Source organism: Nocardia glycosmidis (assembly GCF_052545115.1).
Genome location: NZ_JBQWRH010000012.1, coordinates 69238 through 82857 on the forward strand (window position 1 = coordinate 69238; position 13620 = coordinate 82857).

A 13620-nucleotide genomic window follows, 5' to 3' on the forward strand; every position below is an offset into this window, starting at 1 on the left:
CGGTCCTACTGCAGGGCCAGCATCGTGCCGTTCAGCTGATCGAACGGACCGTAGACGGTGAAGGTGACCCGGCCACCAGGCACCGCGGACGACACCTGTGCCGCGGCGTCCAGCGCCTCGCCGAAGGAGGCGGCGGACGGATGCGGCAGCCCGGCGACAGCCAGGCCGACATGATTCTGATGCACCCACACGGTGTCGGCGGGGCTCAGGTCGACCTGGATCCCACCCGGCAGCGGCGTCACCGCGACCGCATTGGCGGAACCGGCGCCCAGCACCGCGCAAACCGAGGCGGCGCCCGCGACCAATGCGCCGGCGACTATGGAGCGAATTACTCGCATGTGTGTTGAGACCTGCTTTCCCGCGATCGAAGTGTGAATGGCCCGGCGCTGCCCCGCACCGGGCCTTGCCAACGGCGACTACTTTATGACGTCGATCACGGCTACGGCCAGTGCCGCACGAATCGGGTCGGTGAAATCTCGCACAGCGACACGGCCGCGCCGAGCGCTGCTGACGGGACCCGCCAGACGGGCGTCGATATTCGCCCGCTTTCGGAAATATATCCTGTACGTCGACAATTGGGAGCTCCGCAGGTATGTCATCGATTCTGTTCGACCACCTCCTGCCGCTGCTCGGTCCTGAGCAGTCCGCCTACTGGGCTCGGGTCCTGCTGATCAACCCGCCCTGACCGCGCGCTTGTTCTCTCCCACTCGTTGCCTCCCGTTAACCTGACTGGGGGCGGCAGTGGATCATGGGCCGCTACCATCCCGCGCGTGAAAAGAACTACCGCCGCGCTCGCGGCCAGCGTCACCCTCCTCGCCCTGCTCCTCACCGGTTGCGGGGACGACAAGTCCAGCAGCGCCACCTCGTCCACCACCACGGCCGCCGCCCCGGTCGACACGGTGAAGGCGGGCGCATTCGTCGTCAGCTTCCGCGGCGCGTTCCCGAAACTCGCCGAAGGCAAGGACGACGCGAAGATCGCGAGCATCCTGTCCGAGACCTGCGCGGACACCAAGGCGGGCAAGTCCGAGGACGACGTGGTCAAGAGCATCACCAAGCGGGCGGGCGGCAACGTCCAGCCCACCGCGGAGGAAGCCAAGGCCATCTATCAGATGGCCAAGTTGCTGTGCTGATGTTGCTGCGCTGATCCTGCTGCGCTGAGGACGCACACTCGTCGAAGTCGGCGGCGGTAGCCGCGCCCGCTACCCGGCGGCGATGCGCTGGCCGGATCACGAGATCCGGTATGCCGCCGACGACGGGAACATCTCGCGAACGCGAACTCGGCGAGGGCGCTGATTGCTTGCGGCGGACGAGTTGGTCTGTAAGCCGGATCCTGTCCCCGGTTCGCACCGGGGGGCGGCCATCCATCTGGGCACTCCGTTGCCGGGTACCTCGAGCGGTCCACCCGCAGGCTCGGGCGAGCAGCCCTCGAACGCCTCCGCAGCCGCACCGCGAACGGTGCGGCCTTCGACCTTGCTCCGGGCGGGGTTTACCGAGCCGCCCCGGTCACCCGGGGCGCTGGTGCGCTCTTACCGCACCGTTTCACCCTCACCGCACGGCCTCGACGGCCGTGGGCGGTCTGTTTTCTGTGGCACTTTCCCGCGGGTCACCCCGGGTTGCCGTTAGCAACCGCCCTGCTCTGTGGAGTCCGGACTTTCCTCGGCGCCGGGCGGCAGCACAACCGTGCCCGTTCCCTGCGCCGCGGCCGCCCGACCAACTCGTCCGCGACAACAGGATACTAGGTACGGTTAGTGGCCATGGAACGTGTCGAGGTCGGCTTCTCTTCCGGAAGTGAGCAGTGCGCGGCGTGGCTCTATCGCCCGGACGGCGCACCCAAACCCCGCCCGCTGGTGGTGCTGGGGCACGGCCTCGGGGCCAATCGAGAAATGGGATTGGACCGGTACGCGCGGCGTTTCGCGGCCGCGGGCATCGCGGCCCTGGTGTTCGACTATCGGCATTTCGGCGCCAGTCAGGGCACGCCGCGCCAACTGCTGAGCATCGCGCGCCAGCGTGCGGACTGGCATGCCGCCATCGCGTACGCACGCACCCTGCGCGGCATCGATGCCACCCGAATCGCCTTGTGGGGCACCTCATTCGGCGGCGGGCACGTCCTCTCGGTGGCGCCGGACGACGCCTACATCGCGGCCGTGGTCGCGCAGGTGCCGTTCACCAGCGGCTTCGCCGCGGCACTGGCGAAGGGACCGATCAGTGTGACCAAGGTCGCCACCATCGCGGCCACCGATCTGCTGCTGGGGACCATCCGGCGCAATCCCGTCCGCATCCGGCTGTCCGGAGGCAAGCACGCCGCTGCGCTGATGAGCGCGCCCGATGTACCCGAGGGTTACCGCAGGCTGACCGACGAGAGCGAGACCTACGAGCCGAAGGTAGCTGCGCGCGTGGCGCTGTCGGCGCTGTTCGACGCGCCGGGCCGACGCGCGAAGGCGCTGAAGATGCCGGTGCTGTACGCACTGTGCGACGACGACTCCATCGCTCCGGTCGCATCGGCGCTGCGTGCCGCCGAACGCACCAAACATGCGGTCGTAAAGCGCTATCCCGCCCGACATTTCGACATCTACTTCGATGAAGTCTTCGAAAAGGCGGTGTCCGACCAGACCGAATTCCTGGTATCGGTGCTGCGGCCCTGAACGGATCGCCTCCGCAGGCGGGCACGGATCCTGTCGGTGGGCGCCGCTACAGTCCGGTGCCATGAATTCCGCTGCCGTCGCAGAAATCGTGCAAGGGATCGCGCCGCTCGACGGGCTCGAGCAGGAGCACATCGATACGACGCTGGCCTGGCTCGCGTCGACCGAGGACGTATTCCGGCGCGTCAAACCGGCGACGCCGCCGCGGCACCTGGTCGCCTACGTCGTGCTGGTCGATCCGCAGGCGCGCGTGGTGCTCCTCGGCAGGCATCGCCTCGCCGGGCTGTGGCTGCCGGCCGGAGGGCACGTCGATCCGGGTGAGCATCCGCACGATACCGCGCGGCGCGAGGCGGCCGAAGAACTGGCGATCGAGGCGCGGTTCGACGTCGTCGGCACCGCTCCGCTGTTCCTCACCGTCACCACCACTGTCGGCACCGGCGCCGGCCACGAGGACGTGAGCCTTTGGTATGTCGTCCGTGGCGACCGCGCGCACCACTACACCCTCGACCCGCGCGAGTTCGACGGGGAACGGTGGTGGGATATCGACAGATTCGCCCACCCCGACTCCGACCCCCATTTCGGCCGCTTCCTCACGAAACTCGACATCGCCCTGCAAGTGGCCGCCGATTGAGGCCGAGGTCAGGAGTCGATCGCCGGTGACCTACGAACGATCGGACCAACCGGACCCGGATGGACGCCACTCCATCTCGAATTCCCTGCGCGGGTCGCCGAGCGCCATGGGCCCGCTCACGCCTGTCCGGACGAAGCCGTTACGCAGGTACAGCCCCTCGGCATAGGTATTGCGGCCGCAACGCGGGGGTGGCGGCCGTGGCGAATTCGCGTGTTGCTCAGGCGTCCAGCATGGATTCGTCCCACTCCCGGTCCAGGTCTGGATCGGCGGCGGTCAGCACCTCGTCCAGGCGTAGCCCCACCTCGCCGATGTTCGGTTCGGTCATCATGTTCAGGTGATCGCCGGGCACCGTGATCAGCGTGAACCGGCGGGCCGCGTACTGCTTCCAGCCGTTGTCCGCGCTGTCGAACATGGTGCCGATGGTCTGGTGTGCCAGGTCGATGCCCGGCGGCAGTCCCTCGGTGGCCCGCAACAGCGTGATATCCCGCTCGTAGGGCTCGAGCTCGTAGTCCAGCATCGCCGCGTAGTTGGCGTAGAACACCTCGTAGAGCCGCCGGATCGCCTGCGGCGAGCTAGCGGCCGGCAGGATCTCCGATCGCACCGCCTCGGCGAGCATCGCCGCGAACAGCTCCTCGGAGCCGTGCACGTCGGGCTCGAAATCGACCAGAGCGGATTGGCTTCCGCGCGCATACCACAGCAGCTCGAGGAAGAACCACCGGATCAGTTTCTCCTCGGGGATCGGCGTGCGCGCCTGCGCGCGCAGCGCCATGGTGTCCAGCAGCGTCACGCTGGCAGCTTCGGGTTCGGGGAGCCGGCGTGCCATCTCCAGGGCCACATAGCCGCCGAACGACCAGCCCGCCAGGTGATACGGACCGTTCGGATGCACGCGGCGTATCGCTTCCAGATACGACTCGGTCATCGCGGCTATCGACTTCTCCGGCGTGCTGCCCGGGTCCGCGCCCGCCGCCTGCAGTCCGTACACCGGGCGATCCGGATCCAGATACCGCACCAGGGTCAAGTAGCACAGCACATTTCCGCCGATCGGATGCACCAGGAACAGCGGCGGCTTGGTGCCACCCGCATTGAGCGGCACCAGCGGGTCGAAGGTGCGGCGGGCATCGCCGCCCGCTCGCACCAGGGTGGCCAGCCCGGCCGCGGTGGGCGCGCTGATGAACGCGTCCAGCGGCACTTCGACGCCCCAGCGCCGCGACAGCGCCATCACCACGCGCATCGCCCCGATCGATGTCCCGCCCGCGGCGAAGAAATCGTCGTCCACCCCGATCGCGCGCAGACCAGCGTATTCGGCGAGCAACTGCACCGCGGACCGTTCGTACTCGTCGGTCGGTTCGCGCTGCGCCGCAACCGAATCCGCGACTCGCTCACCATGAGCGCGCAAGGCCGCGTCGTCGCGTTTGCCGCTGGGCGTGCGGGGCAGCTCATCGAGCCAGACGAATCGTGCCGGCACCATGTGCGCGGGCAGCGCGGCGCGCAAGTCGTGCCGCAGCGCGGCCAGGTCGGTCTGTTCCGCCGAGCCGACCAGGAACGCGATCAGCGACCCGTCGATACCGCCGAAGCCGCGGGCCACCACGGCCGCTTCGGTGATGCCGGGAAACTTCTCCACCAGGCTCAGGATGCACAATTCCACTTCGGCCGGCTCGACCCGGAAGCCCCGGATCTTCACCTGGCTGTCGCTGCGGCCCAGGCAAACGATATCGCCGGAGAACAGCCGGACGCCCAGATCGCCGGTGCGGTAGCGGATTGCGCCCGCATGGGTGGCCACGAACCGCGCAGCGGTGAGCGCGGGCCTGCCCTCGTAACCGCGCGCGAGGGAGGGTCCGCCGAGGTAGATCTCGCCGATCACGCCGTCCGGCACCGGACGCAACGCGCCGTCGAGCAACTCCACGATGCCGCCGTCAATGGCTCGGCCGATAGGCGGCAGCGCGGGAAACTCGTCCGCCCGTCCGCGCAGGGTGAATGCGGTAGCGACATGGGATTCCGTGGGACCGTACTGGTTTTCCAGCACCAAACCCGGCACCACCTTGCACAGCGCGCGGATCTCGTCGGTGATGCGCAGCTGCTCACCCGAGGAGATCAGTACTTTGAGCTCGGTGGGGAACACCCGCCGCGCCACGACCGCCTCGGCGAATGCCTGCAACGCGACATACGGCAGGAACAGTCGTTCGATGCCTTCGTCCACCACGGTGCTGAGTAACTGCTCGACATTCGACCGCAGGTCGGCCGAACTCACCCGCAGGGTCGATCCGGCCGCCAGCGTGGTGAAGATCTCTTGAAACGACACGTCGAAGCTCAACGGCGCCAATTGCAGCGTGCTGCGCAGGCCGGTGCCGGTCGCCGCGCGGATCTGCCAATCCACCAGCGCGGTCAAACCACGACGCGGCATCGCGACGCCCTTGGGCTCGCCGGTCGACCCGGAGGTGAACAGCACGTAGGCCACCGCGTCCGGCGAAACATGGTCGGGTAGCGCGACATCCGCGTCATCCGTCGAATCGTCGAAGAGCGAAGTGGTGTCGAGGATCAAAGCCGCGTCGTCGACGATGTCGCGATAGTCGGCGTCGGCGACCACACGGTGCGGGCGGGCGCGCTCGATCATCAGGTTCAGTCGTGCCCGGGGGTAGCTGACGTCCAAGGGAACGCACGCGGCACCGATTCTGGTCAGCGCCAGCACGAGCAGCACGAGTCCCGGGCGGCGTCCCATCAGGATGCCGATCCGATCGCCCGGCGCGACCCCGAGCCCGACCAGGCGACGCGCCAGCAGATCGGATCGTTCGATCAGTTCGTCGTAGGTGACCGACTCGTCGTCGCCCGCCACGGCGATGCCCGCCGGGTTGAGCGCGGCGGCCTCGGCCACCAGCGTGCTCACATCGCGGGCGGCCGCCGGGCCGACGCCGCCGTCGATCTGCCCGTCGGCGTCGGCCACGATCTCGGCGAGCATGCGTAACTGCGTGAGCGCCACGGTCTCGCACTGCTCGGCGGTCAGCGTCTGATCGCCATTGACCCGCAGCCACATCCGGCCATCGCGCGGATCGGTCGCCGCGGTCACCAGCAGCTGGAAGTTGGTCTCCTCGCGTACTTCGAAGTCCAGCAGCCGCACGCCGTCCAACCTCAGCATCGGCTGGAAGACGTGGTAGTTGACATAGTTGAACGCCGTCTCGAACACCGGCCCGCCGTCGGCGAGGATCGACCGCAGCGGGTAGCGGCGGTGGGGGTAGGCGGCACGCTCCCAGCGCGCGATCTGCTCCACCGCCGCGCGCCATGTGGTCGCGGTGCCGTCCAGCCGTACGGGCAGAGTATTGAGGAACAGCCCGGCCACCTGCTCAGCGCCCGCGCGGTCCGGCCGACCGTGGGTGACCACACCGGTGGTGACGTCCGTGCGCCCGGTCAGCACCCGCAGCGCCAGGCAATGCGCGGCCAGGTAGACCGACTTCTCCGGAAGCTGGTGGCGGGTGGCGAAAGCCGTAACCCGCTGGGCCAAGCGTCGCGGCACGAGCGCTTTCGCTTGCGGGACCTCGGCGACCACCGGCCGGTGCGCGCCGAGCGCGGTGAGCGCGGTCGGTTCCGCTCCGGCGAGCGCGGTCAGCCAGTACTCGCGAGCCGCGGTGTCGTGCGTGCTGCGCTGTTCGAGCTGCGCGTACTCGGCCAGCACGGTCGCGGAGTTCGGGGTGGGTTCGATCCGGGTGTGTGTCACGCCGAGGTGGCTCAGATAGTCCAGCAGCAGTTCCAGTACCGACGTAGCGACACTCCAGCCGTCCAGGATGGCGTGGTGGAAGCTCAGGACCAGGTCCACGGTGCCCACCGCGTCCGGAGAGCCCGGGCGGACGAACACCCGGATGGCGAACAGCGCGGCGACCGAGATGTCGTACTGGGCGTGCGTACGGTCCTGGAGATAGCACTCGATCAGTTCCGCGCCGTCCCATTCGTCGGTATCGCCGAGATCGACGACGTCCAGCTGGTAGAGCGGTTCGGCGTGCACGATCTGCAGCGGAATCGAGTACTTGCTCAGTTCGAACGACGACCGCAGCGTCGGCTGGCGTCGCACCAGCCGGGCCACGGCGGCGCGGAATTCCGGCTCATCCCAAGGTATTTCGAGCCGGTACCGGAACACGTCCTGGTAGGTGACGGAGTCGGCGCGCTCGATGCTGTGGTAGAGCATGCCCAGTTGCAGCGCCGTGGCCGGGAACGCGTCTTCCACTTGGTGCAGCGCGGCGCGGTCGATCAGCGGCACCGTCTCCAGCGCCGCCACGACGCGTTCGCGCTCGCCGCCCCGGCCGTCGCGCACGACGCGCGCCAGTTCGGCGATGGTCGGTGCCTGATAGAAGACGTCCACATCGAAGGCGAGGCCGGCACGCTCGGCGGCCGTACGCACGGCCAGCGCGAGAATGGAATCGCCGCCGTGGGTGAAGAAGTTGTCGTAGATGCCGATCGACTCGACACCCAGCACAGCGCTCCAGACTCGCACCAGCCGCGCCTCGATGTCGCTGCGCGGTTCACCACTGGCGACCTGCTGCCCGCCGTCTCCGCGGACGAGCTGTTCGGCGAGCGCGCGCCGGTCGAGTTTGCCGTTGCGGGTCAGCGGGATGCGGTCGACCCGGATCAGCCGGGTGGGCACCATGTAGCGCGGCAGCCTGGCCGCGATCTGCTCGGCGATCTCCTCGCCGGTCACCTCGGTTCCGACGAAATAGCCCACCAGCTGTACGCCGTGCGCCTCGGACCGTTCGTCCACCACCGCCGCCGCGCGCACCCCGGGGCAACCGAGCATGGCGTTGTGCACCTCGCCGAGCGTGATCCGGTTGCCGCGGATCTTCACCTGGTCGTCGAAGCGGCCCAGATATTCCAGGTTGCCGTCGGGCAACCAGCGCGCGAGGTCGCCGGTGCGGTAGCGCCGTCGGCCGGGCACCGCGCGATCGTCGACAAAGGCTGCCGCGGTCAGCTCGGGCCTGCCGTAGTATCCGCGGGCCACGCCGACACCCGCGATGTTCAACTCGCCCGGTACCCCGACCGGCACGCGGCGGCCGGTTTCATCCAGCACGAGCAGGTCGATGTTGTCGATCGGGCGACCGATCGGCACCAGGTCGAGCGCACCGTCGCGGGGGCAGTCGAAATAGGAGACGTCGACCGTGGCCTCGGTCGGACCGTAGAGGTTCACCAGTTCCGGCGCCGTCGCTCCGGCGGCGGTGAAGGCCGCGTGGAATCGGCGTACCAGTGCCGGAGGCAGTGCCTCGCCGCTGCAGAACACCCGGCGCAGGCTGCCGATTCGCGCGACTGTCGCGGTATCGGTGGCCAACTCGTCGACGAAGGCAGCCAGCATGGACGGCACGAAGTGCAGCACGGTCACCGTGTGCGCGGCGATCGCGTCGACGATGCGGCGCGGATCGCGCTCCCCGCCCGGCTCCAGCAACGCCAACCTGGCGCCCGTGATCGCCCACCAGAACAGCTCCCACACCGAGACGTCGAAGGTGACCGGCGTCTTCTGCAGGATCACGTCGTCGGCGTGCAACGGGTAGCGCCGCTGCATCCAGGTCAGCCGGTTCACTACCGACCGATGCTCGATCATGACGCCTTTGGGCACGCCGGTGGAACCGGAGGTGTAGATGAGATAGCTCAGATCCGCCGGGTGCGAGACGTTTTCGATGCCGTGAGCGGGCTCGAGGTCGGCCACCGTGATTCGGGTGACGCCCAGCTTGTCGAACACCGGTTGGTGCTGCGTCCCGGCCACCACGAAGCGCGCCCCACAGTCGGCGAGCACGGTTTCGATGCGCGTGGCCGGAAAGTCCGGGTCCAACGGCACATACGCGCAACCCGCGCGCAGCGTGCCGAAAATCGCGATGAGCAGCTCCGTCGAGCGCGTCAGCACCACCGGGACGCATTCGTTGCCGGAGACGCCCAGCGCGTGCAGCTGGGCGGCGAATGCGTCGGCCAGGGCGGACAGTTCGCGGTAGCTCAGCGTCTGCTCCCCCGAGTCCGCGGCCGGCTCGATCGCCACCCGGTTCGGGTGCCCGGCGGCCGTCTCGGCGAACAAGCGGTCGATCGTGGTGTACGGGAACTGTTCGCGCGGACCGGCTTCGAAAGCGGCGATGGCGGCGAGCTCTCGGGCGGGCATCAGCGGTAGCGCCGAGATCGGGGTATCCGGCAGATCCAGCGCCGCCACCAAGAGCGCGCTGATACTGCGCACGACCGATTCGAACGGAAAGTTTTCGTCGAAGACGTCTCGGTCGTAGTAGAGCTGCAAATTCAGCGAGCCGTCGCGCGCGTGCTCGACGGCGAGGATGTTCAGCGCCTCGAGTACCGTGCCCGGATTGGCGATATCGATGGTGCCGAGAATCTTGTCGAGGTGATCCGACGACGGCATCTTGATGTAGGAATACGCCACGTCGAACAGCGGCGGCGCCGTAGGGTCGCTGCTGAGCGCGCGAGCCAGGTCACCGTACGGAAAGCGCTCGTAGCGTTTGAGTTCCCGGATCTGTGCGGTCACCTCGGCCGCGACCGCCGACAGTGGCGCGGACGGATCGACCCGGATGCGCAGCGGCACCACATTCGTCCGGTGTCCGGCGGTGCGGAAAGTTTCGGCGCTGTGCCGATTCAGCATCGGGACCCCGATCACCACTTCCGCGCAGCGATGGACGGAGGTCAGGTAGGCGGCCAGCGCCGAGACGCTGAACGCGAAGACGGAGAAGCCGGTCCCGCGAATCCGGTCCAGGAATGCGGGTTCCACCACCACGCGCCGGCGTCCGCGATCCACGTTCGGGGTGCTCGCCCGGCCCGGGAAGAGCGCCGGAACCACGCCTTCGAACCGGCGCACGAGCGCGTCGCGGTCGGCGACCCACTGCGGAGACGACAGATATTCCTCGTCCTCGGCCGCGATCTTGCGGTAGGTGGCTACGCCGCGGTCGGTGTGGTCGGTGACCGGCTCCGGTTCGGCGAGCAGTTCGAGCGGCAGATCCGAGCGGCTGTAGTTGTCCACGAGGGCGGCCCACAGCGCGTTGACACCCCACCCGTCGATCATCGCGTGGTGCATCGCCACGTACAGGTAGAAGTGGTCGGGTCGGTCGACCAGCGCGGCGATCCGGAACGGCTGACCCGGCGGGGAGGGCGTCAGGTTGGCCCGGTTCACCCATTCCCGGCGCGCCGCGGCCGGGTCCGATGCCCAGCTCAGGTCGATCAGCTCGACGTCGGGCAGTTCGTCGGAAATCCATTGCCAGAAGCGTCCTTCGGAGAACTCGAAACGCAGCCGCAACGCGTCGTCACCGAGCAGTGCCCGACGAACCACCGCTCGCAACCGGGCCATATCGAAGGGTTCGTTTATGAACGTGCAATAGGCGTTCCTGGTGACCGGCGCGGGCGCGTACCGGAAGGCCACGGACAACACATCTCGTTGATACGCGCTGACCGGCCACGCCTCGGGCCTATCGGGAGTGGCACTCGGTTCGGATGTCACAGTAACTCCTATCCGACACCCGCGGCACCGGCTGTGCGCGGATCTAACCAAGCCCACCCTGATCTGTGACACGCAAAGCTGCTACCGCAGTTATCCGGTTATCGATATCGCGAATCACGGCATCGACTTTGTCGATGCCGGGATTCCGCTGTTGTCTTGTGGTGTAGGGGGTCAGCAGGCCGACAGCAGTGCGCGCACACTCTCATCGGCGAGACGTTCGGCTCGATCCCTCGACACTGCGGGTTCGACGTAGCCGACGTTCAGGGACAACTCGTTGTGGGTCGCATTGGCCGTGGCCATGATGAAACCGCTCACCGACATGCCGGAGACGAATTGCGCGCCTTCCAACTGCCAGGCGCCGATCTTGTCCGGGAACCGATAGCTGCCCAGGTAGGTCATACAGAGATGACCGGGACCGCGGGTATCCATCAGTTTGACGGTCGACGCGCTGGCGGCCACCGACTTCGGCGCGGCCACCTTCAGCAGGTTGAGGGCGGAGAGATGATCGCGCCGATCCATCCGCGCGCCGTATTCGCGCTCGATCTCCGTGGCGATCTCCCACAGCGCGGCCCACGGGGCATACTTCGCCGGCGTGGCGATCATGCCCTGATAGGTGCCGACCTCGGTGTCGGCGACGGCGCCGTCGAGGTGGTCACGGAAGTTGACCGAACTGCCCACGGTGTACCAGGTCGCCTTGTCGGTGCCGGCCTCCCTGGCCGCCGCCATCAGCAGCGCCGCGGACAGGGCGGCCTGCAGACCGACGCCGTGGCGGGCGCAGCCCGCGGTGAGCGCCTCGAGCTGGTCGGTGCCGAGGCTGCGATGCACCACCCGGCTGCGCCGCTCGGCGGGCGGGGCCAGCGAGGTGGGCTCCAGTCTGCGCGGCCTGCGCAGCTGCGACTTCTGGTCGCGCAGCAGCGAACCCGCGGTGCGCACAGCGCCGCCGCCACCCTGGAAGCGCGGTGGGAAGAGATCTTCCGGACCTGGGCGAACCGGGGCGGGCGGGAACTCGCCCGCTTCCCCGGCGGCCGCGTACAGCACCTGCTTCGCCACCGACAACGCGCTCTCGCCATCCGCGATGGCGTAGTGCAGCGTGACGATCAGCTCATTGGTGCCGTCGGTCTCCTTGATCAACACCGCCCGGGCCAGCGGCCCGGTGCGCCAGTCGAAGGGCTCGCGCAGCTCGACCTCATCGACCTCGGTCAACCACGTTGTGCTGTCCTCGGATTCGATCACGCGCAGCGGGATCTGCGCCTGCACCGGAACGAAACGTGGTGCACTGCCATCGGATTCGGCGGCCACGGCGACCCGCAACAGCGGATGCCTGCGCTGCACTTCGTCCAGACCGGCCCGGATCTGTTCGACCTCGACCGGACCGCGGATCCGTACGCGGGACAGGATGTGCAGCGGCGCAAGCTGATCGGCGATCCAGTGCCAGCGTTCGACCGGCGACAGTGGGCGCGGCAGCGCGGCGGTCGGCCCCTCCAGCGGCGGGAACGACATCGGCTTGGCGAGCTCGCGCAGGAAGAATTCGGTGGGCGCGTGCCGGAAGTAGGTGTCGCGCACCCGTACCAAACGTGGGTCGGTGGCCTGTTCGACCTTGGCGAGCGACGCCGAACCGTTGACGAACATGGCGGTGCGATCGGCTCGCAGCTGTTCGTAACGGCGCAGGCCCGCAACCGGATCCAGGGCCGTGCGCAGCGTGTCGGCCAGCACCACCGCATCTTCGATCGCGGCGTTGGCGCCCTGGCCGAGGCTGGGCAGCATCGGGTGCGCCGCGTCACCGAGCAGCGTCACCCGCCCGCGGCCCCACCCCGCCAGCGGCGGCCGGTCCTGGGCGGGCACGGCGAGGATCGCGGACTCGTCGGTCAGCTCGATGCAGGCGCGCACCTCCGGCGCCCAGTCGGCGTACAGGCGCAGCAGATCTTCCTTGCCGCCCTGCCAGTTCGCGGCCTCGTCGGCGGGCAAAGTCCGGGTGCCCCACCAGTACACCCGGCCGTGACCGATGTCGTGGATGCCGAAACGCATTCCGGTGCCCCAGAAGTGCGCCGACAGACCGCGCGTGACATTGCGATGCTCGAACGGAATGCAGGCCAGCCAGCACACGAAGTTGCCCGGGCGCGGTTCGGCCCGACCGTGCAGTTGGGCGCGCACGATGGAGTGGATACCGTCGGCGCCGACGAGGAGATCGCCCTCGGCGACGCGGCCGTCGGCGAATTCCACCCGCACGTGCTCCCCGTCATCGACGAACCGAGTGGCCTGCGCGGCAACGAAAGTCGGCGTATCGCCGATCGCGTGCAGCAGTACGTCGTGCAGATCGGTGCGGTGCAACGCCACAGCGGGCGCGCCGAGCTGGGCATCGAGCCGGTGCACCGGAAGCACCCGGATCACGGTGCCGTCCGGGTCGCAGAAGCGGAAGGTCTCCACCCGGCCACCGCGTTCGAGCAGCTGCTCATCGATGCCGAGGCCGAGGGTGCGCAACGCGTTGATGCCGTTGGCCTGCACCGAAAGACCGAAACCTTGCCCACGCAGCTCGGGGCCCGCTTCGTACAGCTCGACGGCGAAACCCGCCTGCCGCAGCGCGGCCGCGGTGGTGAGTCCTCCGATCCCCGCCCCCAGAACGACAACCTTGATCGGACTGCTCATCGAACCTGCACTCTCTCGAACTACCCGACAGCACAGACGCTGCCCGCGAACCACCGTCCCCCTGGGTTATCCCGATCGAGGACACTGCGTCGGCTTCGACCGGACAGGGGAGGGTAGGACGCCTGTGCCTGACCGTCCGGAAGCCTACCGCTACTCGGCACGCTGGGCCGAGTCGAAGTGAGATTCACCGCATCCGGCGAATGTGAAACGCAAACATGTTGCAATGAGGCATAATTCGTCCTTCGCGCATCGCA

6 protein-coding genes and 1 other RNA gene are annotated in these 13620 nt (G+C 68.3%); 3 read left to right on the forward strand and 4 right to left on the reverse strand.

Annotation, left to right across the window (positions count from 1 at the left end):
- Positions 1 to 5: 5 nt before the first annotated feature.
- Entirely contained in the window at positions 6 to 338 is a 333-nt protein-coding gene (locus ACT86A_RS16670; protein ID WP_445093057.1) for a hypothetical protein, read from the reverse strand.
- Between the two features lie 432 nt (positions 339 to 770).
- Here ACT86A_RS16670 and ACT86A_RS16675 point away from each other — a divergent pair, with 432 nt between their 5' ends.
- Positions 771 to 1130 (forward strand): hypothetical protein, encoded by a 360-nt coding sequence (locus ACT86A_RS16675; RefSeq protein WP_445093058.1) that lies wholly within the window; start codon positions 771 to 773, stop codon positions 1128 to 1130.
- 173 nt (positions 1131 to 1303) lie between these two features.
- Here ACT86A_RS16675 and rnpB read toward each other — a convergent pair.
- Positions 1304 to 1718: RNase P RNA component class A (rnpB, locus tag ACT86A_RS16680), an RNA gene on the reverse strand.
- A gap of 36 nt (positions 1719 to 1754) precedes the next feature.
- Between rnpB and ACT86A_RS16685 the strand changes: the two genes are divergently transcribed.
- On the forward strand, positions 1755 to 2642 hold the full coding sequence (locus ACT86A_RS16685) for an alpha/beta hydrolase (protein WP_445093059.1): 888 nt from the start codon (positions 1755 to 1757) through the stop codon (positions 2640 to 2642).
- Between the two features lie 61 nt (positions 2643 to 2703).
- A complete protein-coding gene (locus ACT86A_RS16690; RefSeq protein ID WP_445093060.1) occupies positions 2704 to 3270 on the forward strand; it encodes an NUDIX domain-containing protein in 567 nt (188 codons plus the stop codon).
- Positions 3271 to 3487: 217 nt separating this feature from the next.
- Here ACT86A_RS16690 and ACT86A_RS16695 read toward each other — a convergent pair whose 3' ends face one another.
- Together ACT86A_RS16695 and ACT86A_RS16700 are read right to left on the reverse strand one after the other, a co-directional pair.
- Positions 3488 to 10723 (reverse strand): non-ribosomal peptide synthetase, encoded by a 7236-nt coding sequence (locus ACT86A_RS16695; RefSeq protein ID WP_445093061.1) that lies wholly within the window; start codon positions 10721 to 10723, stop codon positions 3488 to 3490.
- Positions 10724 to 10894: 171 nt separating this feature from the next.
- Positions 10895 to 13366, reverse strand: a complete 2472-nt coding sequence (locus tag ACT86A_RS16700; protein ID WP_445093062.1) for an FAD-dependent monooxygenase — start codon at positions 13364 to 13366, stop codon at positions 10895 to 10897.
- Between the last annotated feature and the right edge of the window lie 254 nt (positions 13367 to 13620).